24 protein-coding genes are annotated in these 21,391 nt (G+C 63.3%); 12 read left to right on the forward strand and 12 right to left on the reverse strand.

Going from position 1 to position 21,391, the window contains the following annotated elements:
* The 9 genes from NKJ89_RS29665 to lhgD all read left to right on the forward strand — a co-directional run.
* A partial coding sequence (locus tag NKJ89_RS29665; protein WP_352607722.1) for an ISAs1 family transposase occupies window positions 1–260 on the forward strand: 260 nt, incomplete at its 5' end.
* Window positions 261–377: 117 nt separating this feature from the next.
* Entirely contained in the window at window positions 378–1,502 is a 1,125-nt protein-coding gene (locus NKJ89_RS29670) for an Ldh family oxidoreductase (RefSeq protein ID WP_352607724.1), read from the forward strand.
* The gene (locus tag NKJ89_RS29675; protein WP_352607725.1) at window positions 1,499–1,789 is read left to right on the forward strand and encodes a GntR family transcriptional regulator; all 291 of its coding nucleotides are present in this window, start codon (window positions 1,499–1,501) and stop codon (window positions 1,787–1,789) included. Before NKJ89_RS29670 ends, NKJ89_RS29675 begins: the two co-directional genes overlap by 4 nt.
* Window positions 1,765–2,175 (forward strand): GntR family transcriptional regulator, encoded by a 411-nt coding sequence (locus NKJ89_RS29680; protein ID WP_352607727.1) that lies wholly within the window; start codon window positions 1,765–1,767, stop codon window positions 2,173–2,175. The genes NKJ89_RS29675 and NKJ89_RS29680 overlap by 25 nt, the downstream gene beginning before the upstream one ends.
* Before the next feature lie 25 nt (window positions 2,176–2,200).
* On the forward strand, window positions 2,201–3,373 hold the full coding sequence (locus NKJ89_RS29685) for a mandelate racemase/muconate lactonizing enzyme family protein (protein ID WP_352607730.1): 1,173 nt from the start codon (window positions 2,201–2,203) through the stop codon (window positions 3,371–3,373).
* Window positions 3,374–3,454: 81 nt separating this feature from the next.
* On the forward strand, window positions 3,455–4,432 hold the full coding sequence (locus tag NKJ89_RS29690) for a tripartite tricarboxylate transporter substrate binding protein (RefSeq protein ID WP_352607731.1): 978 nt from the start codon (window positions 3,455–3,457) through the stop codon (window positions 4,430–4,432).
* 58 nt (window positions 4,433–4,490) lie between these two features.
* Window positions 4,491–4,958 carry a tripartite tricarboxylate transporter TctB family protein gene (locus NKJ89_RS29695; protein WP_352607734.1) on the forward strand — a complete coding sequence of 156 codons (468 nt, stop codon included), beginning with the start codon at window positions 4,491–4,493 and terminating at the stop codon, window positions 4,956–4,958.
* A 25-nt stretch (window positions 4,959–4,983) separates the two neighbouring features.
* Entirely contained in the window at window positions 4,984–6,492 is a 1,509-nt protein-coding gene (locus NKJ89_RS29700) for a tripartite tricarboxylate transporter permease (RefSeq protein ID WP_352607736.1), read from the forward strand.
* A gap of 14 nt (window positions 6,493–6,506) precedes the next feature.
* Entirely contained in the window at window positions 6,507–7,706 is a 1,200-nt protein-coding gene (gene lhgD, locus NKJ89_RS29705; RefSeq protein WP_352607739.1) for an L-2-hydroxyglutarate dehydrogenase, read from the forward strand.
* Window positions 7,707–7,768: 62 nt separating this feature from the next.
* On the opposite strand, the gene NKJ89_RS29710 is transcribed toward lhgD, so the two are convergent.
* The 3 genes from NKJ89_RS29710 to NKJ89_RS29720 are packed head-to-tail and all read right to left on the reverse strand — an operon-like array spanning window position 7,769 to window position 10,192.
* Window positions 7,769–8,695, reverse strand: a complete 927-nt coding sequence (locus tag NKJ89_RS29710; RefSeq protein WP_352607742.1) for a dihydrodipicolinate synthase family protein — start codon at window positions 8,693–8,695, stop codon at window positions 7,769–7,771.
* Entirely contained in the window at window positions 8,692–9,396 is a 705-nt protein-coding gene (locus NKJ89_RS29715; protein WP_352607745.1) for a ribonuclease activity regulator RraA, read from the reverse strand. Before NKJ89_RS29715 ends, NKJ89_RS29710 begins: the two co-directional genes overlap by 4 nt.
* Before the next feature lie 10 nt (window positions 9,397–9,406).
* The gene (locus NKJ89_RS29720; protein ID WP_352607747.1) at window positions 9,407–10,192 is read right to left on the reverse strand and encodes an SDR family oxidoreductase; all 786 of its coding nucleotides are present in this window, start codon (window positions 10,190–10,192) and stop codon (window positions 9,407–9,409) included.
* Between the two features lie 91 nt (window positions 10,193–10,283).
* On the opposite strand from NKJ89_RS29720, the gene NKJ89_RS29725 reads away from it, so the two are divergent.
* The 3 genes from NKJ89_RS29725 to NKJ89_RS29735 all read left to right on the forward strand — a co-directional run bounded on the left by NKJ89_RS29725 (window position 10,284) and on the right by NKJ89_RS29735 (window position 13,469).
* Entirely contained in the window at window positions 10,284–11,177 is an 894-nt protein-coding gene (locus tag NKJ89_RS29725) for a LysR family transcriptional regulator (RefSeq protein WP_352607750.1), read from the forward strand.
* A gap of 69 nt (window positions 11,178–11,246) precedes the next feature.
* Complete coding sequence (locus NKJ89_RS29730) at window positions 11,247–12,182, forward strand: LysR family transcriptional regulator (RefSeq protein ID WP_352607752.1); 936 nt, start codon at window positions 11,247–11,249, stop codon at window positions 12,180–12,182.
* Window positions 12,183–12,311: 129 nt separating this feature from the next.
* Window positions 12,312–13,469 (forward strand): mandelate racemase/muconate lactonizing enzyme family protein, encoded by a 1,158-nt coding sequence (locus NKJ89_RS29735; RefSeq protein WP_352607755.1) that lies wholly within the window; start codon window positions 12,312–12,314, stop codon window positions 13,467–13,469.
* A 234-nt stretch (window positions 13,470–13,703) separates the two neighbouring features.
* On the opposite strand, the gene NKJ89_RS29740 is transcribed toward NKJ89_RS29735, so the two are convergent.
* The 9 genes from NKJ89_RS29740 to NKJ89_RS29780 all read right to left on the reverse strand — a co-directional run bounded on the left by NKJ89_RS29740 (window position 13,704) and on the right by NKJ89_RS29780 (window position 21,382).
* Window positions 13,704–13,991: a HigA family addiction module antitoxin gene (locus tag NKJ89_RS29740; protein WP_352607757.1), complete on the reverse strand. Its 288-nt coding sequence runs from the start codon at window positions 13,989–13,991 to the stop codon at window positions 13,704–13,706.
* Complete coding sequence (locus NKJ89_RS29745) at window positions 13,988–14,278, reverse strand: type II toxin-antitoxin system RelE/ParE family toxin (protein ID WP_352607759.1); 291 nt, start codon at window positions 14,276–14,278, stop codon at window positions 13,988–13,990. The genes NKJ89_RS29740 and NKJ89_RS29745 overlap by 4 nt, the downstream gene beginning before the upstream one ends.
* Before the next feature lie 1,313 nt (window positions 14,279–15,591).
* Window positions 15,592–16,371 (reverse strand): sulfur oxidation c-type cytochrome SoxA, encoded by a 780-nt coding sequence (soxA, locus tag NKJ89_RS29750; RefSeq protein WP_352607761.1) that lies wholly within the window; start codon window positions 16,369–16,371, stop codon window positions 15,592–15,594.
* Entirely contained in the window at window positions 16,371–16,691 is a 321-nt protein-coding gene (soxZ, locus tag NKJ89_RS29755) for a thiosulfate oxidation carrier complex protein SoxZ (RefSeq protein WP_352607763.1), read from the reverse strand. Before soxZ ends, soxA begins: the two co-directional genes overlap by 1 nt.
* Window positions 16,691–17,173, reverse strand: a complete 483-nt coding sequence (locus tag NKJ89_RS29760; RefSeq protein WP_352607765.1) for a SoxY-related AACIE arm protein — start codon at window positions 17,171–17,173, stop codon at window positions 16,691–16,693. Before NKJ89_RS29760 ends, soxZ begins: the two co-directional genes overlap by 1 nt.
* A 2-nt stretch (window positions 17,174–17,175) precedes the next feature.
* Window positions 17,176–17,631 carry a sulfur oxidation c-type cytochrome SoxX gene (gene soxX / locus NKJ89_RS29765; RefSeq protein ID WP_352607767.1) on the reverse strand — a complete coding sequence of 152 codons (456 nt, stop codon included), beginning with the start codon at window positions 17,629–17,631 and terminating at the stop codon, window positions 17,176–17,178.
* The gene (locus tag NKJ89_RS29770; protein ID WP_352607769.1) at window positions 17,628–18,890 is read right to left on the reverse strand and encodes an FCSD flavin-binding domain-containing protein; all 1,263 of its coding nucleotides are present in this window, start codon (window positions 18,888–18,890) and stop codon (window positions 17,628–17,630) included. The genes soxX and NKJ89_RS29770 overlap by 4 nt, the downstream gene beginning before the upstream one ends.
* Complete coding sequence (locus tag NKJ89_RS29775; protein ID WP_352607771.1) at window positions 18,877–19,221, reverse strand: c-type cytochrome; 345 nt, start codon at window positions 19,219–19,221, stop codon at window positions 18,877–18,879. The genes NKJ89_RS29770 and NKJ89_RS29775 overlap by 14 nt, the downstream gene beginning before the upstream one ends.
* On the reverse strand, window positions 19,208–21,382 hold the full coding sequence (locus NKJ89_RS29780; RefSeq protein WP_352607774.1) for a xanthine dehydrogenase family protein molybdopterin-binding subunit: 2,175 nt from the start codon (window positions 21,380–21,382) through the stop codon (window positions 19,208–19,210). The genes NKJ89_RS29775 and NKJ89_RS29780 overlap by 14 nt, the downstream gene beginning before the upstream one ends.
* Window positions 21,383–21,391: the final 9 nt, after the last annotated feature.

The following is a 21,391-nucleotide window of genomic DNA, read 5'->3' on the forward strand; positions in this document are numbered from 1 at the left end:
TTCCCGAGCTTCTCGACATGCTCGCCCTCGAAGGCGCGATCGTCACCATCGACGCGATGGGAACGCAAAGGCAGATCGCCGCCAAGATCGTCTCCAAGAAGGCCGATTATGTCCTGGCGCTCAAAGGCAATCAGGGAACTCTCGAGGAGGATGTCGCGCTGTTCTTCAACGATCCCGTGCTCGCGGCCGATTGTTCGTGTCATGAAGAAGAGCCGCAAGCCGGCCACGGCCGGATCGAGGAGCGTCTCCCTTATTCCTGAAGAAAAACTATCGTTAGAAGCAATCGAAGCTGCCGTTGTTTTTCGACTGGGCACATTCCTATTCTTGCTCGTCGGATGGATGTCGGTCATGTCGAGCGGCCCGCCCGGGAGATCACGATGAGACATGATTTCGAGACACATCGCCGTCAGGCCGCAAACATTTTCCGCGCCTGGGGCATGCCCGCCGAGAAGGCCGAGAAGTCGGCAGGCGTGCTTGCATGGGCCGATCTCCATGGCCTCGAAAGCCACGGTATCGCGCTGTTGGTCGAATATAACGAACGACGTCTGACACGGCCGATCAATTTGCAGTCGAAGCCCACCATCGTCCAGGAAACGACGGTCAGTGCCCTGCTCGACGGCGATGGCGGCCTCGGCCATGACCCCGCTATATACGCTATGGAAACCGCGATCGCCAAGGCGACCGCAGCCGGCGTCGGCGTGGTGTCGGTTCGCAATTCCGGCCATTTCGGCGCGCTGGGTTATTTCACCACCATGGCTACCGATCATGAGTTGATCGGCATGGCTGCCACCAGCGTGTTCGGCATCCGTGTCCCCCCGACCGGTGGTGCGGCGGCGCGCTTCGGCACCGACCCGTGGTCCTTCGCGGCCCCCGCGGAACCCGGCCGACCGTTCGTGCTGGACATGGCCACAACGACCGTGGCGTCCGGCAAGGTTCGAAATAAGATCGTCGAAGGTCAACTCATGCCTCCGGGCTGGGGCATGGACAGCAAGGGCGTGCCCACGCTGGACCCGGCGGCGGTCATGGGAGGAGGCTTCCTGTCGCCGCTGGGCGGGTCGGCGGACAGTGCCGGCTACAAGGGTTACGGGCTGGCTGCGATGGTCAATATCCTCGCCTCATGCCTGTCCGGCTCTACGCTGATCACCGATCCCAACCATTCGAAACAGCCCTGGGGCCTCGATGTCGGCCACTTCTTCATGGCCATCAACCCCGCCTTGTTCCGTCCGATAGCGGACTTCCGCGCCGACGTTTCCCGCTTCTGCAACGATCTGCGCGCAACGCCCCCGGTGGACCCGCTGAAGCCTGTCCAGGTGGCGGGCGACCCTGAGCGCAGGGTCCGCGCCGAGCGCGAGAAGACCGGCATTCCCATCGGGCCTGGCCTCCATCGACGCCTATATCAAATTGCACAGGAATCCGGCGCGGACTGGGTGCTTTCTCCCCTCGATTTTACTGTCGACAGTTTTCAGTTTACTGACGGCAGGGAAACGAGGGGCAAGGCATGACTTTTGCAGCAAGGCCGATCGAGCGAACCGCAAGTCTTGCCGTTCGCGTCTACGCCGAAATCGAACGGATGATCCTCACGGGGGACATACAGCCCGGCAGCAGGATCAAGGAGGCGGTGCTTGCCGAGCAGATGGCGGTAAGCCGTGCGCCGGTGCGTGAGGCGACGCGTGCGCTGGTCGAGGCGGGGCTTCTTGTGTCGGTCCCGGCGCGTGGTGTTTTCGTACGTGAAATGTCCCAGCGCGAGATCGCGAAAACTACGACGTGCGCTCGTTGCTCACCGGATTGATGTGCGCGCAGGCCGCGGAACGGCGTACCGCCTCCGACGTGGCAAAGCTCAAGCGCCTGATCGCCGACATGGACATAGCGATCGCCGCCGGCAGGATCGCGCACTACTACGAGATCAACCTCGAGTTTCATCAACTGATCGGCCGCATAGCCGACCACTCCTGCGCGCATCGCGTCTACAACGACCTGATCCGGGAGACCCATTCCTTGCGGCGCTCTTTGTCATCGCCCGGCCAGACAAATCTGGAGCATCGCTCAATCGTCGAGGCGATCGAATGCGGTGACGCCGAACTCGCGCGGCGCCGCGGGAGCGAGCACGTCCTTAACGGCAAGGCGCGTTGGAAAGCGTCCATCGAAACGACGGCGCCCGCCGCGGCCGCCATATGACCCATTTATCCCAAGGAGACCTCACTTGAAAATTGCAAACATCACAGCCAGCCTGCATCGCCACGAGATCGATTTGCCTGGCATTGGCGAATCCATCGAATCTCGCATGTTCGTCTTTGTCGAGGTCGAGACCGACACGGGTCTCAAGGGGCTCGGCTGCACCGGCCAGTTCCTGCCCTGGTCGACCATGCCGTGCATCGAGGATCATATCTATCCGTTGATCAGGGGCATGGATGTCTTCCACACCGAGGCGATCCACTCCAAAGTATGGAAGCAACTCAACAACCGCGCCTATACGGGTGTCATTTCCAACGCTCTCTCGGCGATCGACATCGCGCTGTGGGACCTCCAGGGCAAGATTGTCGGCAAGTCGGTCTCGGAGCTGCTGGGCGGCTATTCCCGCGAGGCCTACACCTATGCGACGTTTGGCTACCCGTTCTTCGACGAGCAGCAGATCGCCGACTACGCCAAGAAGTTTCTGGCCGACGGGCACACCATGCTGAAGATGGTCGTCGGCGGCGAGCCGACGCGTACCTGGAAGGACGATGTGCGTCGCGTCTATGCCGCACGCGAGGCAATCGGCCCCGACGTCGACCTCATGATCGACGCCAACTGCTACTTCAACCCGCATGACGCCTTCATGCTGGCGAAGGCGGTGGAAGACGCGAACCTGAAATGGTTCGAGGAACCGATCCAGCAGAACGACGCGCGTGCGCTTGCCGACCTGCGCAGCCGGGTCAAGATTCCAATCGCCGCCGGCCAGATGGAAGGCAACCGCTGGCGCTTCCGCGAACTCGTCGTCCATCACGCGGTAGACGTGCTGCAGCCGAACGTTCTCTACAATGGCGGCTACACCGAGGCGCTCAAAGTGGCGCACCTCGCCCAGGCCTTCAATCTGCCGATGGCCAATGGCGGCGGTTGGCCGATCTTCAACATGCACATTCTGGCTGGCGTGATGAATGGCGGCCCAGTCGAATTCCACTATGGCATGTGGATGACCGGAAAGCATTTCTTCAACGGCACGCCCGACCCCGTGAACGGCAAGATGACAATCCCGGACGCGCCGGGCCTTGGCTTCACGCCGAATTACGAAGCGCTCAAGGATGGCCGGGTCAAGGATCCCAAAGGCAGCCAGTTCACCGGTCGTGATGCACACGGCTACCTGCTGCGTGAAACCATCGAAAAGAAGCGCGCCTGACAATCGCTGCCCCGGGACCGCCAAGAAAATGGTTCGATCGGTTCCGGCGCTGTTCCAAGTTCTAACTGGGAGGAAACGACTATGACCTACGCACTCTCGAACTTCGTCAACCACGGCCGCGCCGTCGGCCTCGGTTTGTTCACAGCCGCGGCCATCGCGGTCAGCCCGGCGGCAGCAGAATATCCGGACAAGGACATCAAAATGATCATCCCGTTCGGCGCCGGCGGCGGCAGCGACACGCTCGCCCGCACCATCGCCGGCGTGATCGAGGAGATGAAGCTGATCCCTGTGAAGATCCTGCCTGAGAACCGTACAGGCGGCTCGGGCGCGGTCGGCTACAGCGCAGTCGCCAAAGAAAAGGGAGATCCCTATCATCTGGCGACCGTCAGCGTCAGCTTTTTCACCACGCCACTCCTGGGTGGCTCGCCGGTGAGCTACAAGGACTTCACTCCGCTCGCTGCGATCGCGCAGTCACCGTACATCATGGTTGTCCCCACCTCTAGCGAATACCAGAAGCTTGACGACCTGAAGAAGACGCCGCGCTTCACCACCGGTACGACTGGGGTCGTCTCCGACGCGGCACTGCTGGCCAAGATGACGTCCAACGCGCTCGGCATCCAGATTGACTCCGTGCCGTTCGACGGTGAGGGCGAGGTGATGGCGGCGCTGCTCGGCGGGCATGTAAACGTCGGCTTTCTCAATCCATCCGAGGCGATGGCGCAGATGAAGGCCGGCAAGCTGCGGCCACTGGCGATCACATCGGCAGAGCGTTCGCCAGCCTTCCCTGACATCCCAACCTTCAAGGAACTCGGCTACGGCGACATTTTGCATACCCAGCTTCGCGGACTGGTCATGCCTGCGGGCGTTCCACCGGAAGTCGTCACCTACTGGGAGGGCGTGCTGCAAAAGGTTGCGACCAGCGAGCAGTGGAAGAAGCAGTATATCGACCGCTTCCACGACATCCCGGACTATGTCGACGCGGAAGGCTTCAAGGAAGTGCTCGAGCGCACCAACGCGCGCTACGAGACGATGATGAAGGAACTCGGCATCATCAAATAGTGACATTGCTGGGAGCCACCCGCCGTGGTGGCTCCTATCCGTCGGGAGGAGGAAAGCGATGAGCGTTCAACGGCTCGACCTACTGGTCGCCGCACTGCTGATAATCTTCGGTCTTTGGCTTATCTACACGGGCATCGGTTATGGCGTGATGCAGGGCACCACGCCCGGGGCCGGTCTCTTCCCCATCATCATCGGTTCGTCGATCGCTCTGCTCAGCACAATAAATCTCTACCGGGCGCTTGGCGGGATCGAGAAACTTGGTCCGGGCATATCGGGCCGCGAGGCGGCAAAGGCTGGGGTCGTGATCGCGGCGCTGCTCATCGCCGTCTGGCTGACCCCGTATCTCGGCATGATGATCGCCACCATGCTGGCCATGGCGGCGATCGGCCTGGCTCTGCGGACCGAACCGGGGCCAGTTTTCTTCATCAAGCTTGCGGCGGTGTCGGTGATCACGCCGATCATCCTTCTGCTGCTGTTCCAAAACCTCCTGGGCGTGCCGACCCCCAGGGGACCGCTCGGCTTCTAATCGGCCACCCAAGAGAGGTATCGCGATGGAAACGCTTGCGCTGCTGTGGGACGGGATTCTCGCCGCCACCGATCCGGCAATCTTCGCCTGCACCATACTGGGCGCCGTGATCGGCTTGCTGATCGGTGCGCTCCCTGGCCTCGGACCGACCGCCGGTGTTGCGATCATGCTGCCCGTGGCGGCAGGCTTCGGCGGCGTCGCGGCAATCGCGTGCCTCGGTGGTGTCTACTATGGCTCGATGTTCGGCGGCGCTATCACGTCGATCCTGCTCGGCATTCCCGGCGACGCGCCTTCCGTGATGACGGTCATCGATGGCTATCCAATGGCCCAGAAAGGAGAGGCCGGGCGCGCGCTGGGGACGAGCGTCTTCGCCTCCTTCGTCGGCGGTTTTCTCGGCATCGCCGGGCTGGTGGCTCTTTCGGTGCCGGTATCGCGCTATGCACTTGCCTTTGGTCCGACCGAGATGACGGCGATGATGTTTTTTGCGCTTTCGCTGCTCAGCGTATTGGGCGGCCGCAACGCCTTCAAGGGTTTCATCGCGTTGGCGCTGGGCTTGTGGCTGGGCATGGTGGGACTCGACCCCATTTCCGGCTTGCCGCGCTATACCGGCGGATCGATGAACCTGTTCGACGGGCTCGACTTCTCCATCGTCGCCGTCGGCCTGTTCGGACTTACCGCGATCTTCACCTCCCTGGAGGCGAATGTAGATAAGCCGGTGGCCAAATACACTTTCGCCTCACTGCTGCCGAGGATGAGCGACGCTGTTCAGACACGCTGGCAGCTGCTGCAGGGATCGGTGCTCGGTTTCTTCGTGGGCGTCCTTCCCGGCGTCGGCGCCTCGGCGGCGACCATGCTCTCGTACGCACTCGCCAAGCGCCTCTCGCCGACCCCCGAAAGGTATGGCACCGGCATCGTCGAGGGCGTGGCAGCGCCTGAGGCCGCCAACAATTCAGCGTCCTACGGCTCGATGATCCCGCTGTTCACGCTGGGCATCCCGGGCTCGGCGACCACGGCGGTTATGATGGGCGGATTGATCATGATCGGCCTGCAGCCGGGCCCGCTGCTGTTCACCGAGAATCCGCAGTTTGTCTGGTCGGTGTTTGGTTCTTTCGCCATCGGCAACCTGGCACTTGTATTCCTGACGCTGTTGCTGACTCCGCTCCTGGCGGCGGCGCTTTTCGTTCCGACCGCCTATCTCTATCCGATCGTCATTGCGATCGTCGTCTACGGTGTCTTTGCCATCGACAATTCGACGTTCAACGTAATGCTGACCATCCTGGCAGGCGGTGCCGGAATCATCCTTGCCAGGCTCGACTATCCAGCCGTGCCGCTGATCCTCGGCCTGGTGCTGGGGCCACTGCTGGAGCGAAACATCCGCCGCACGCTGATCCAATCGCAGGGCGATTTGCTCGTCTTCATCGAGCGGCCCATTGCGCTGGGGCTGTTCATCGCCACAGTTCTCGTGCTCTTGATCCCACTCTTCCTCCAGCTGGCCGGGCGCAAGAAGATCGCCGCGGACGAGGCTGAGGTCTGACAGGACTGCAGCATATGACATTTCAATATTGCATAGTTGGCGGCGGCATCGTCGGGCTCGCCACCGCCTCCGATATGCTGGCCCGCGATCCGGCGGCTCGCATCCTGGTCATCGAAAAGGAGGCCGGTTTCGGCGAGCACCAGACCGGCCACAATAGTGGTGTCATTCACGCCGGCATCTACTACGCCCCCGGCTCCCTGAAGGCGAAGCTCTGCCGCGAGGGGGCGAAGGCCACGAAAGCCTTCGCGCGCGACAATAACATTCCGTTCGAGGTGTGCGGGAAGCTGCTTGTCGGCACCAGCCCGGTCGAGATGGAGCGCATGGAAGCGCTGAAGCTTCGCGCTTTGGAGAATGGCATTGGCTTCGAGGAGGTAAGCGCGGCGCGTCTGCATGAGATCGAGCCAAACATCGCTGGCCTGGGCGCGTTGCTCGTGCCATCGACCGGCATTATCAACTACAAGCTGATCTGCGACGCTCTGGCCGAGGGCCTCAGAGCGAAAGGTGCCAAACTGATGACCGGCACCCGCGTCAAAGGTATCTCGGAAGACGACACCGGCGTGGTGGTGACCACCGATCATGGCGAAACGATCCGCGCCGAGCAGCTTGTTGCCTGCGCCGGCCTGCAGTCGGATCGCCTGGCGAGGCTCGCAGGGCTTAATCCCACCCACCAGATCGTGCCGTTCCGTGGCGAATATTACACATTGCCCGACGCGAAATCGACGATCGTCAAGCACTTGATCTACCCGATCCCCGATCCGGATCTGCCTTTCCTCGGCATCCACCTGACGCGCATGATCGACGGACGGGTGACAGTTGGGCCCAACGCCGTGCTGGGCTTCCATCGCGAAGGCTATCCAAAGGGCAGCATCGACCTGGGCGATGTCACCCAGATGCTCACCTTCGGCGGCTTCTGGAAAATGGCCCGCAAGAATCTCACGTCAGGCATCGACGAGTTCCGCAACTCGATTTTCCGCCGCGGCTACCTGGAGCAGTGCCGCAAATACTGCCCCTCGCTCGAGCTCCCGGACCTCGGACAACCAGGCGCCGGCATCCGTGCGCAGGCGGTTCTGGCCGATGGCACGCTGGTGCACGATTTCCTATTCCTCGACAGCCCGCGCCAGCTGCATGTCTGCAACGCGCCGTCGCCTGCGGCGACGTCCGCTATGCCGATCGCGAAGATGATCGTCGATCGGATCGAGGATCGATCGCAATGATCCGGGCCCCGATACAATCTATCGCCCTACATATATCCGCGGCGGGCGGGCGGCACGCATCGTCACAGCCTTGCTCGCGGGTCCTTTCGAGCCAACCGCTCCAGTAGGTAGTCGACTTCGGATCGACCGGTCGGCGTCAGCGACGAGCGCGGGCTGCGCTGCACGTCCGAGGTCATGGCGCCGCGCCGCATCAGCACGTATTTGCGCACCGCCAGCCCAACCCCCTGTTGCTGCTCGAACCGGATCAACGGCAGGTGGGCGTCGAAAAGATCGTGCGCTGCGTCGCGCTCGCCTTCCCGGTGCAGCCGATCGAGTTCGACCAACATGTCCGGAAAGGCATAGCCCGTCATCGCGCCATCCGAACCGCGTTCCGGCTCGAAGTCCAGGAACAGCCCGCCATTGGCGGTCAGGATCGAGAATTTCCGCAGATCGCCCGCAGCTTGCAGCTTGCGGATCATCGAGATTTTCTCAAGCCCCGGCCAGTCCTCTGCCTTCAGCATGACGCAGGAGGGATGTTCCTTCATAATGCGCGAGATCATCGGCACCGACAGGATCACCGACAGCGTCAGCGGAAAATCCTGCAGGGCCCAAGGCACGTCCGGACCGATTGCTTCTACGCAGTGATGGAAATAGGCGGCGATCTGTTCGTCGCTGCGCAGGTGCGAGGCCGGAGCCAGCATCACGCCGGCTGCGCCGGCATCCATCACCTCGCGCGCCAGCCTGCGCATGGCGACAAAGCTCGGGTTGGACACCCCAACCACGACAGGGACACGCGAGCGTGCGATCACGCGTCTTGCGATTGTCAGCGATTCCTCGGGCTCCAGTTTCTGGGCTTCGCCCAGAATGCCGAGGATCGTCATGCCGGTGGCGCCGGCATCCTGGTAGAATTCCGTCAGCCGGTCGACGGAACCGTAGTCGACCGACATGTCCGCATTGAACGGCGTCGCCGCGATCGGGTAGACGCCCTTGGCATCGACGCCAAAGGTCACGTCTTCTTCGCGAAAGCGGCATAGCGCGCCTTCGTCTCCTCGTTCATCGGATAGAGACCGGGCAGCGGCACGCCGCGATCGACCTCGGTCATGATCCACGCTTCCATGGCCTCCTGCTCCGGCGCTTCGACCAGCACCTGGTCGAGAAATGCCGCGGGGATCAGCACCGCGCCGTCATCGTCCACCACCACGATATCGTCAGGAAAGGTCGCCACGCCGCCGCATGCGATCGGCTCCTGCCAGCCGACGAACGTGAGACCGGCCACTGACGGCGGCGCGGAAATGCCGTTGCACCATACGTTGAAGCCGGTACCGAGCACGCCCGCGGCGTCGCGCATCACGCCGTCGGTGACCAATGCGGCGACATTGCGTTTGGCCATGCGCGCGCAGAGGATATCACCGAAAATACCGGCGTCGAGCACGCCCATCGCGTCAGCCACCGCCACGCAACCTTCGGGCATCGCCTCAATCGCCGCACGGGTCGAAATAGGCGAGGCCCAGCTTGCCGGAGTGGCGAGGTCTTCACGCGCCGGCACGAAGCGTAGAGTGAAAGCCGGCCCTACCACGCGCGGCTGGCCTGGACGAATTGGCTTGGTCCCACGCATCCAAACGTTGCGCAGGCCCTTCTTCAGGAGGACTGTGGTGAGGGTCGCGGTGGAGACGCCCTGCAGGGTTTCTACGACTTTCGGGTCAAGAGTCATCGGGTTCTCCTTAGATGCTGGGGATCAAGCCGCCGTCGATGCGAATGACGGAGCCGGTGATATAGGATGCGCGCGGGCTCGCCAGGAAGGTGACCGCGTCGCCATATTCCTGCGGCCGGCCATAGCGCCCGACCGGAATGGACGCCGTGCTTTGGGCGGCTACTTCCTCGACCGAGCGCCCCTCGCGCTTGGCTTTCTGTTCGTCGAGAAAGGTTATGCGTCCCGTGGCGATGCGCCCGGGCAGCACGACATTGGCGGTGATGCCGTCGCGGCCGACTTCGGCCGCCAACGTCTTGGACCACCCGACCAGTGCCATTCTGAGCGCGTTCGACATGCCGAGGTTTGGGATCGGCGTCACCACGCCCGACGAGGTCGATGTGATGATGCGGCCCCATTTGCGCCGGCGCATGTCGGGCAGCACCGCATCGGTGACGGCGATCACCGAACGCACCATGCTGTCGAAGAACTTCGACCAGTCCTCTGAAGACTGGCCGGCGGCCGGCGTCGGCGGCGGGCCGCCCGTATTGTTCACCAGAATGTCGACGGAGCCGAAGGCCTTCTCGATCGAGGCCAAGCGTCCGTCGATCGAGGACAGGTCGCCGATATCCCAGCCCATTGTCAGCGCCTCATTGCCGGCGCCCTTGATGCCCGAGGTGGTGTTTTCCGCAGCCGCTTCGTCGATGTCGGCGACGACCACGCGCACGCCTTCGCCGGCCAGCGACCGCGCGATCGCCCCGCCCAATCCGCCGCCGGCTCCAAAGACGAGCGCGACCTTACTCTTCAGTTCAAGATCCACGGAAAACCCTCCAGTTCAAGGCGGATTATCATCAACGATGCACAGAAGAAAACATGGCTTGCCGTATAATTTAATGATAGTTTTTCTATCGATGGAAACACGCTTTCTCGAAACCTTCCTCCTCGTGGCCGAACTCGGTTCTCTGGCCGAGGCGGCCCGGCGTCTAGCAATCACGCCGGCCGCCGTGGCCCAACGCATGCAGGCGTTGGAGGACGAATTCGGCAAACGGCTGCTGGTACGCGCGGGCCGCGTGGTGCAGCCGACCGATGCCGGCCATGCAATTCTAGAACAAAGCCGCAGAATCCTCGGCGACATCCGCCACCTAAAAACCCTTGCACAGACCGATTCGCCAGCAGGTGAGATGAGACTCGGCGCCATATCGACCGCGCTGACCGGCATCCTTGCGCCCGCCCTGCGGCACCTTGTCGACGCGGTTCCTTCAGTCGAGGTCTTCGTTCTCCCTGGCACTTCCACTGATCTCTATCAGGCGCTCGGCGACGGAAGCATCGACGCGGCCATATTGGTGCGGCCGCCTTTTCCGATTCCCAAATCGCTGCATTGGAGCGTGCTTCGGACCGAGCCTTTGATCCTTCTTGCGCCGAGCGCACTCGCCGCGAGCGATCCAGAACAGTTGCTCGCAACGCGGCCCTTCATCCGGTATGACCGCAACAATTGGGGTGGCCGGCTGGCCGACGAGTGGCTGCGCCGCCAGAAGCTTCGGCCCCGGGAGTGGCTGGAGTTGGATTCATTGGAAGCCATAACGGTGATGGTCAGCAACGGTCTCGGCGTTTCCGTTCTGCCGGACTGGGCGCCACCATGGCCGGAGGGACTGTCGGTCGCGCGCCTACCACTGCCCGGCCCGCCGCTGGTGCGCGAGATCGGCATGTTGTGGCCGCGCAGCGCGCCTTCAGGACGGCTGGTGCGTGTCCTTCTAGATGCCTTTGAGGCAGTCTCGTCAGCCCGGAAGAGGGCCGGCGATGCTTGATCCGCCGAGCTGCAGCCATGATCCCAGCCGCGCTGGCGTGGCCGGGGATTATCTCGGGGTGCGCCACCAATGAGCGAACCGAAACCACCGCAGGACGCGAATGCGGCCGCTTTGGCGCGAGTCAACCTCAAGCTGTTGCAAACTTTTATGCTGGTCGCCGAAAACCGCAGCTTCAAGGCGGCCGCCGACCGGGCACATCGTTCGCAGTCCGCCATCAGCATGCAGATAAAGCAACTCGAGGATCAACTCGGCGCCAAGCTGTTCAACCGCACCACGCGCGACGTCAAGCTCACGCCTGAGGGGAGCAAATTGTTCACCAGTACGCAGCGCGGCCTGCAAGAGGTCGGCATCGGCTTGCGCAACATCCAGGAGGCACTGGCCATCCGGCGCGGCCAGGTCGCGCTGGCCTGCGCGCCCACCATCGCCTCGACCCATCTGCCGCGTATCCTCGCCGAGTTCGAACGCGACTATCCGGGAATCAAGATGCTTTTGTCGGAACTCAAGTCCGCCGATCTCTATCGGGTGATAGAAGCCGATACTGTCGATTTCGGCATAGGCCCGATCTCCGGCGATCCGGACCTCGATTTCGAGCCGCTGCTTGACGATCCGCTGCACGCGCTGATCCCCAGGCAGATGTGTCCGCACAATCGTCGCACCATCACGCTGGCGGAATTGTCCAGCCTGCCCCTACTCCATTATCACACCACCACCCTGATGGGAGCGATGTTCGAGCGCGAGGCTGCCGCTCGCGGCATCGCGCTGAACGTTCGGTACCGCTGCATCCAGACGGAGACACTCGTCGCGATGGCCGAGGCCGGCATCGGCGCGGCAATCCTCACCCAGTCGATCGTCCGTTTCGCAGAGGCGAGCCAGTCGCGCGTATACAAGATCGTCGAGCCCGAGCTCGTTCACCGCTACGGCATCGTGCGCAAGCGCGGCAAGGAGCTGTCGCCGGCCGCCGAACGGCTCGCGCACTTGATCCGGGTGTCGCTGCGCCAGACCTGAGGGCCGGCGCGATCCAGGCGACTTCAGATTTTCAGAATAATCGTTGGGATTTTTGAATTTTTTCTGAAGTTGGGCTTCCGCTAGAGAGGGCCTTCCCGGCACACGGAACGTCGGGAAAGGAGGGACGTCGTGCTTCAGGATGTTTATGTCCAACAGGACAACAATGTCGTCGAGACCAGGATCAAGATCGCTCGTATCCAAGCGCACAAGCTCGCCAACATCCCGATCACGCCGCCTCCCTACCGCGATAAGCCGAACAAGGAGGGCGCGCTGCTTCTCCAGGTCGAGACCAACGACGGCCTCGTCGGTTGGGCGACCAGCGGCTACACCCACCATGTCGCCATCGAGCTGATCAACAAATACATCGCGCCGAAAATCGTCGGTGAGAACCCGATGCGCACCGAACGCATTCCCCTGCTGTTCGACCGCGCCAGCTTCGAACGGCCGCTGGGGAGGACTCTGATCTCCGCGCTAGCGATGATCGACATCGCGCTCTGGGACATCAAGGGCAAGATGCTCGGCCAGCCAGTGCATCACCTGCTGGGCGGCGCGCGCGACAAGGTGCCGGTCTACGTCACGCACGGCGCGGCCTACGACAACGCGCCGGTCTATTCGCCGGAGGAACTGGCTGCGGAGGCGACCCACCTCGTCAACCTCGGCAATAACCATCTCAAGAACACCGTCGGCCGTCAGCCCATCCCCGATCCGAAGGATGACTACATCCGCATGAAGGCGATGCGCGAGGCCGTCGGCCCGGACGTCAAGCTCGCCATGGACGGTAATCTGCGCATGACCCTGGCCCAGGCGGTGGAACTTTGCAAGCGATGCGAGGAGCTCGACATCAGCTTCGTCGAGGAGCCGCTTTACTACAACGATCCGAGGCTGCTGCGCGAACTGCGTTCGAAAACGATCATTCCGGTCGCTGCGGCAGAAAACGAGAAGTTCTCCGCACGCGACCTGATCCTGGCCGACGCGGTCGACTACATACAGCCCAATGTCAACAATGACGGCGGCTACTCGGCGGCGATACGCACCGCCGCCCTTGCCAAGCTCTTCCATATCCCGCTCTCGCACGGCAACGGCAATGGCCCGCACAACATCGCGCTGCATGCCGGCCTGTCGAACGGCGGATTGGTCGAATACCACTTCCACAAGTGGATGGCCTACAACGCGATCTTTGAGAGCGTCCCGCAGCCCGAGAACGGGTATCTTACTGTGTCGCAGAAGCCGGGGCTGGGCCTCGAGCCGAAGGATGGCCTGATCAAGGAATTCTCGGTGCAGTTGTAGCACGGCCCCGCGGATCGGCAGCCTGTTCTGGCCGTGCTATGGCCGCGCCACATCCTGAAAGCCGCCATCGCTTATTGCAGCCCTTGGAGGCCGCTCAGACAAGAAGCAGACCTCCCGAACTGGCGCAAACAGACGGCGGGCACTTAGAGGGTGGTAACGCCCAGTGACTGTCGCGCGGGCATTGCGTCATTCCATGCGTTCGAATATGCGGTCCACGGGTCGCCGGGTTCCATTTTAGGCCGCCGCCTTTTGGAGCGGCCGCACCGGCGGCTGCTCATGCTGCATCGCCACCCATAGATCGTAGTTCGCCTGGAGATTAATCCAGAAGCGCGCCGTACTGACACCGGCCTTCTCCAAGCGCAGTGCCAGGTCCGGGCTGATGCCGGCCTTGCCGTTCAGCACCCGCGACAGGGCCACCCGCGACATGGCCAGCCGCTTGGCGGTCTCCGTTACGGACAGTTCCAACGGCTCGAACACCGTTTCCTTGAGGATTTCGCCCGGATGAGGATGGGTATGGATCATGGTTCGTGTCCTTGGTGGTAATTCTGATAATCGACCAGTTCGACGTCGGCCCCGTCAAAGCGAAAGGTGATGCGCCAATTCCCGTTCACCCACACCGACCAATGCCCTTTCAGGTCGCCTTTCAGGGCATGCCGCAAGCCCGGTTGATTCAGGTCCTGCGGTTCCTTGGCCACATCGAGCATGGCCAAGATCACCCCGAGTTTTCGGGCATGGGCCGCTTGGATGCCTTTCGTCGCGCCAGTGCGGTAGAAGGCTTCGAGGCCCTTGTGCCGAAAGCTGGCGATCATAGGTTCGTGTATCGTGTATCGCTACAAGATGCACCCCAAAAATGGGGGCGGCACCTGACCGCCGCTTTCCCGTGCCACCACCGAGTGCCCGCCAAAATAGGTCGACACCCTTGTGATGGAAGAAGATGAGCGGAAACTGCGGGTGAGGCTTGTCAATCGGAGCGGCGACGCCGATACCCGCATCGAAAGACCGTCTCGTCGGGTCCTGCCTAGAGCCTGGCGTGTCGGTGTTGAGCTGGGAACACATCAATCTGACAGGCATCTATACCTGGGATGCAGAACATCAGATGCCCGAAGCCTTCCGGTCGCTCAGACTTCCGGCTCGGTTACGCCACGCCGCACGACGTGCATGCTCCGTGCGCCTCGCTGGGAATAGCGAGGGGCTGCCGGTTTGCTGTGCCCCGATGTTTGGTCGCCCGTTGCTGCGAGTCGAATTTAGCGTCGGTCTCTGAGAGTATACTCTAGCGTAGCGGTTCCCTGTGAAGGCTCTGCGATTGCGCGCTGGGCGCAACGCCAAGCCGGGTTTGCTCAATCACTTCGCAGCGCCGGCTTCAGCGTCACCAGCAAGTAATTGAAGACGTTCAATCCAACCGTAGATGGGCAAGTTTTTCGTGCGCCGCCTGTCCAACCACCCTCGTTGCATGGCGGGTGATTGGACATTCTTGCGGGAGACAAGCTCAGTATATTAACGGCCCGCCCATGGCGCACGCTCGTTAGGAACCTTGCCGGAGGACTGTGGTTGTCCTTCCTCCGTGGCTATCGCGGGCAGAGGCAAGGAAGCCGTGTGATTGGCATCCAAGGTCATTTCGCTGTTCTCGATACCAGTAGCGAATCCGCGGGTTGGGTCACGGTCCGGGTTTTGATTGGCGGCGAGAGAGGCTCCTGTCGACAAGGTGAGGAGGGCGAAAGCTGCTACGAGTTTGTTCATCGTATCCTTCCTTTCTTAAAATGAGCAGACCGCCAATCGGCGTCTCGCGCCGCATTGAATCCTGCTTGCGAGACCGCTGTCGGCTTTCTGTCTCGTCACCATGACGAGGCTCCTGCTCACGATTGAACCTTATGCTGAGCCTGTCGCAGGAGTTTGCCCGAGTAGCATCGAGATGTATTCGAATGTACGCGAGAGCCTCGCAGTCCTTGGAATCCGCGCGTTTCGACAATTTTGGATACGATTTTCCTCGGCCGCCTATCCGTGTGGGCGGCCACGGATGGGGACTGTCATCAGGTCCGCTAGGCGAGCGCCGCCCAAGGTGCGAAACTGTCGCAGTCCCAAAAGGACGCCGCTTCCCAAGGTTGCGCGGAGTCCCCGGCCGGCGTCACGGCCGCACGGCCGGCGTCTCGACCGGCAGGCCGCGCGCCCGCTCGATTAGGTAGAGTTCCAGGTCGACGAATTCGGGCGCGCCGAAGGCGAAGGGCTCGGCCCTCACGCCGATCATGCAGTTGCGCAAGCGCCGCTGCAGTGAACCGATCGTCTGCCACTCCAGTCGGTAGAGCGGATAGCCGGTCGGGTGCGCCTGTGGGATGGCACTGCCGCCGAGCCGTTTGCCCCAATTTTCGTCGTGGCAGGAAGCGCAGGAAAGATCGAGTTGGCCGATGCGGCTCCGGAACAGACGCCGGCCGTTGTCGCGGAACGGCGCGAGCCGGGCGTCGGTTGCCGGTGTTATTGGCATGCCGCGCGACTGATGCGCCACATAGGTTGTCAGGGCAAGCAATGCGTCAGACTCCAGCGCCAGCGGCTTGGTCTGCTGCCGCTCCGCTCGGCAGGAGTTGATACGCCCGGCAAGGTCGATCGGCCGTCCCGTCGCTTCGTCAAAAGCCGGGTAGCGCGTGGCAACGCCGCGCATCGTCCGGGACGCGTCGCCATGGCAGCCGGAGCAAGCGACATCCGCCTTGCCCTCCGACTGCTGCCAGAGCTGCTCGCCCTGCAGCACCCACAGCATGCCGGGGTTGTTCATGTCGTCGGCCTGCAGCGCCTGCGTCTCCGGCGTCATGAAATCGAAGCCGGAGCGCTTCTCGCTGTCTTCGATGCCGGCAGCGATGGCCAAGCTGCAGACGCCCGCCGCAGTGATCCCCACTAGACCCCAAAGGGCGCGCATCAGCGCACCGTGATTTCGGCCGATGCCGTTTGAGTCTTTCCGGCGTCGTCGGTCCAGGCGAACTCGATCGTCCCACTCGTAGTGGCGACGAGCGTGAAGGCAAGGAACGGATTGGCCGACACTGCCGGATGGAGATCTGCCCAAAACACCTCCTCGCCATTATAGGTGCAGGCGAACCTGCGGATGATGTCGCGGGGGATGTTGATGCCGTTCGGGCCGACACGATAGCCGGTTTCCATCGGATGGGCGATCATCGCTCGGATCTCGACGACCTCCCCCTGTTTGGCCGTTTTCGGCACGTTGACAAGCGCGCGCGCCATTATGAGAGGTCCTCGATACAGGCGGCCAGCGTGACGATCGCGCTCGCCTTGCTCGACCAGAAGCTGCCGTCACTCATCTCAGCCACCGCGACAACGACCTGGGAGGTCGCGAGCCGGACCCGCGTCGAGACGGCGGCGCGGCCCGAGCGCGGACCGAGATGGAAAACCGCGACATTCGCCTCCGGGTTCTTTTCGTTGAAGACCGCAATGCGCCGGACATGATCGTCCGTGGTCATCATGCTCTCGGCGGTAACCGTGATCGCGACCGCGTTGCCGTTTTCGACCAGAGGCGGCAGATCGAGCCGGACGCGGCCGTCGAGGATTTCGGCTCCGCCGGTGAAGGTACTGATTGCCTCATCGAGGCTCGGACGAGCAACGGCCCAGCGCGGCAGACTGATCACCAGAAGCCCGGCCATTCCGGCCCGAAGAAACTGCCGCCGCCCGACCAGGCCCGTGTGAACTCGAAGCGGATCTTCGCGCATCATCACCCTTTCAGCGTCGTGAGATAGGCGACGATGTCCTCGATGTCGGCGCCGGTCAGGATCGGCTTGCTGCGCCAGACAGTGGCGACGCGCCGGTCTTCCTCTTTCGCGACACGGTAGTAGGAAGGCATGATCGTATCCTGCGCGAGGCGCTTCATGTCGACCACGCGCAGCCGGATCTGGCCTTCCGAAAGCCTTGTCCCGACGCCGGTCAGGTCGGGCGCCAGCGTGCCATGCAGGTGCGCATCGGGGAACGGCCCGCTATGGCAGAGCGTGCAGAGGCTGTGCTGCCGGTCCGAGATCAGCGCGGCGCCGCGAGCCGTATCCCCTCTGCTGTCGACCAGAGGCTCCATGATCGCATCGCCGGTCACGACGTAGGATCCCACCTCCTCGCTGCTACCGGGCGAAGCGGCAAGCAGCAATCCCGTGAGAGTGAGGCAAGTCGTCGTCCTCATCATCCGAACACTTCGCTGGTGATCGTCCGGAACCAGTCCTCCGCATAGGCCGCTTCCAGTGCGCGGACGGAGGACGGCGCTTCGAGCGGGCTAGTGCCGCCCGCACCCTCCACCTCGGCAAGCAGGCCGTCGCGCGGCTGGTAGACGCCGGCGATCGAAATGCCGTAGCCGGGCGCGACCAGACTGTAGCAGGTGTTGATGAGCTTCGGCTGCGCCGGCTGCCGCTCCCTGACCAGGGCGGCTACCGCCGCAGCGCAGGCTTTTGCCTGGGCGTTGGCGCTGAAGGCGGATTTCGGCATCGCTCCGCCGATCGCCGCATCGCCGACGACGTGTATCGCCGGCTGCAGGCGGGACTCGAAGGTGACCGGATCGATCGGGCACCAGCCCGTCTGATCCGTGACACCGGCCGACTGCGCGATCCTGCCCGCGCGTTGCGGCGGGATCACGTTGGCTACATCGGCCTCATGGCTGCCGAACTCGGTCACCAGCATTCTTGTCGCCGGGTCGACTTCCGTCACCCTGCCGCCCGAGGACAGCGGCACCCATTCGATGAGGCCAGGATAGAGCTCTGGCCAGGCCGCCTCGAACAGCCGTTGCTTCGAAAAGGCGTCCTTGGCGTCGAGGATGATCAGCTTGGAGCGTGGCTTGCTGGTTTTGAGGTAATGCGCGATCAGGCTTGCCCGCTCGTAGGGACCGGGCGGGCAGCGGAACGGATTGGCGGGCGCGGAAAGAATGACCGTCCCACCGTCCGGCATGGCGGCGAGCTGATCGCGCAACAGCAGCGTCTGCGGCCCCGCCTTCCAGGCATGAGGCATGATCTGCGCCGCCGCCTCATCGTAGCCCGGCAACGCGTCGAAGCGCAGGTCTATGCCGGGCGCCAGCACCAGCCTGACGTAGCCGATATCCGTACCGTCATCCAGGCGAACGAGCCGGCGCTCGGCATCGACGGCGACAGCGCGCTTTCGGATGAGCTCGATGTCGCCGAACCGGTCATAACCGAAGGTCTGCACCTCGAGGCCGCGCAGACCCGCAAGCACGGCATTGCTGAACGGACAGGCCACATAGGCTGTCTCTGGCTCGATCAGCGTCACGGCAACGTCGCGATCCAGCTGTTTTAGTGCGCGTGCGCAGCTTGCGCCTGCAAAGCCGCCGCCTACCACGACGACCCGGGGCTGCGCCTGTGCCCGCACCTGCGGCGCGGCAAGAACGGCCGCGGCGACGCTTGCCGCCGCACCGCCGATCACGACTCTACGGCTGGGCACGGCGTGCCGCCTCCGGTTTGGCGAGCCACTCGGCGATGGCGCGCGTCTCTTCCTCGGTATATCCGCTGGCGATGCGGCCCATGACCGTCGCCTCGCGCTCCCCGGATCGGAAGGCTTGCATCTGGGCGACGATGTCGTCGGCGGCGTGGCCGTCGAGCGAAGGGATGGCTGAGCCGAGCGCCGCCCGTCCGTGGCAGCCGGTGCACGCCGTCGCACCGGGCGCCGCCTCGGCCCATGCCGACGCGCTGGCCATGAGCCCTGCAAGCAGAACGGGCGCGAACGATCGTCCACCGCGCCTGTTCTTCGAGCGCCTCATGTCATGCGAGATCATGGTTCTTCAGCGGCAGCGTGCGGATGCGTTTTCCGGTGGCGGCGAAGATCGCATTGAGGACGGCCGGCGCAGCGACTGCGATAGTCGGCTCGCCGACGCCGCCCCAGAAGCCCCCGGACGGCAGTATGATCGTCTCCACCTCCGGCATCTCGGCCATGCGCAAGACCTCGTAGCTGTCGAAATTCTCCTGCTCCATACGGCCGCCATTGACGGTGCATTCGCCGTAGATGCAGGCGGACAGGCCGTAGACGAAAGAGCCTTCGACCTGCCGCTCCACCTGTGCGGGATTGACGACATGACCCGGATCGGTCGCCGCCACCATGCGGTGAATTCTAAGCTGCCCGTCGGTGACCGAAACCTCCGCTGCGGCTGCGACATAACTTCCGAAGCCCATGATCTGCGCCAGGCCGCGGTGGACGCCGGCGGCGGGCGGGGTGTCCCAGCCGACCCGTTCGGCAACCGCCTCCAGTACCGCGAGGTGTTTTGGATGTCTGGCCATCAGCTTGCGTCGGAAGGCGAGCGGGTCAACGCCGGCCGCATGGGCGAGTTCGTCCATGAAACACTCGACGTAGAGCGCATTCTGGTTGAGGTTCACGCCACGCCAGAAGCCTGGCGGGATCGGCGGGTTGCGCATGGCATGGTCGACAAGCAGATTGTCCACCGTATAGCCAAGCGTGCCTTCCGTGCCGGCGAGGACGAGGCCCTGGAAAACGACAGGGTCCATGCCGTTCTGCATGCCTTCCGGCCGCACCGCCGCAAGGATGGACTGGCCGGATATGCGCATGTGCAGAGCGGTCAGGTTGCCGTCCGCGTCGAGCGCGCCCGTCAGCCGGCATCGCGTGGTCGGGTGATATGCGCCGTGCAGCATGTCCTCTTCACGCGACCAGATGAGCTTCACGGGCGCTCCTGGCACCTGCTTGGCTATGCTGACCGCCTGGCGCACATAGTCCTGGAAGTTGCCGCGCCGGCCGAAACCGCCGCCGAGATGGATCTTGTGCACCTCGCATTGCTGCACCGGCAGGCCAGCGGCCTCAGCCGCTGCGGCCAGGCTCGCCTCGCCATTCTGGGTCGGCACCCAGACCTCGCAGCGCTCCGGCGTGTAGAGTGCCGTCGCGTTCATCGGCTCCATGGTCGCGTGGTTCTGATAGGGATAAGCATAAGTCGCAGTAACCGTCCGACCAGCGGCGGACAGGGCAGCACGAGCATCGCCTTGCGCGGCTCCGATGAAGGCGTCATTGGCGCCGAGCCCCTCTTCGAGCATCGCCGCTATCGAGGCGCTGGTGACCTGCCGGTTGGGACCTTCGTCCCAGACGACCGGCAGGGCATCGAGAGCGGTCCTCGCCCGCCACCACGTGTCGGCGACAACCGCAACGGCGGTCTCGTCGACCTGAACGACGGTACGCACGCCGGGCATTTCAGCCACCGCCGCCGCGTCGAAGCTCTTCACCTTGCCGCCGAAATACGGGCAGGCCCGGATCGCCGCGTTGAGCATGTTCGGCAGTTTGAGATCGACGCCGTAGACCTGGCTGCCATTGAGCTTGTCGGCCGTGTCGAGCCGCGGCAGCGGCTTGCCGGCTATGGTCCAGTCCTTCGGGTCCTTAAGCGTGACGTGGGCGGGCGGCGTCATTTGCGCGGCGGCGGCGGCCAACTGTCCATAAAAGATGGCGCGATCCGATGCCGCATGCGTGACGACGCCCATCCTCGCGATGCATTCGCTGGCCGGCACGCCCCATTCGGCGGCCGCAGCGGCAATCAGCATCTCGCGCGCTACGGCGCCGCCAATGCGCACGTATTCGTGCGATTCGCGGATGCCGCGGCTGCCACTGGTCGAGAAATTGCCCCACACGCGGTCCCGCGCGAGGTTCTGGGCCGGCGACGGATATTCGGTCGTGACCTTGGACCAGTCACAATTCAACTCCTCGGCGACGAGTTGCGCCAGGCCGGTCAGCGTCCCCTGCCCCATCTCGGATCGGGCGATGCGGATGACCACCGTGTCGTCCGGTCTGATCACTACCCAGGCATTGATCTCCGGCGCCGTCTCGGCGCCCTCGGCAAGTGCAGGCTTGATGAACGGCACATTGAACCCGAGGGACAGGCCACCGGCGGTGGAGGCCACGCCTATCATGAAGCTGCGGCGGGAGACGGAAATTACGGCGTTCATGATTGTTCT

This window comes from Mesorhizobium sp. M0047 (assembly GCF_040323315.1).
Lineage (GTDB): Bacteria > Pseudomonadota > Alphaproteobacteria > Rhizobiales > Rhizobiaceae > Mesorhizobium.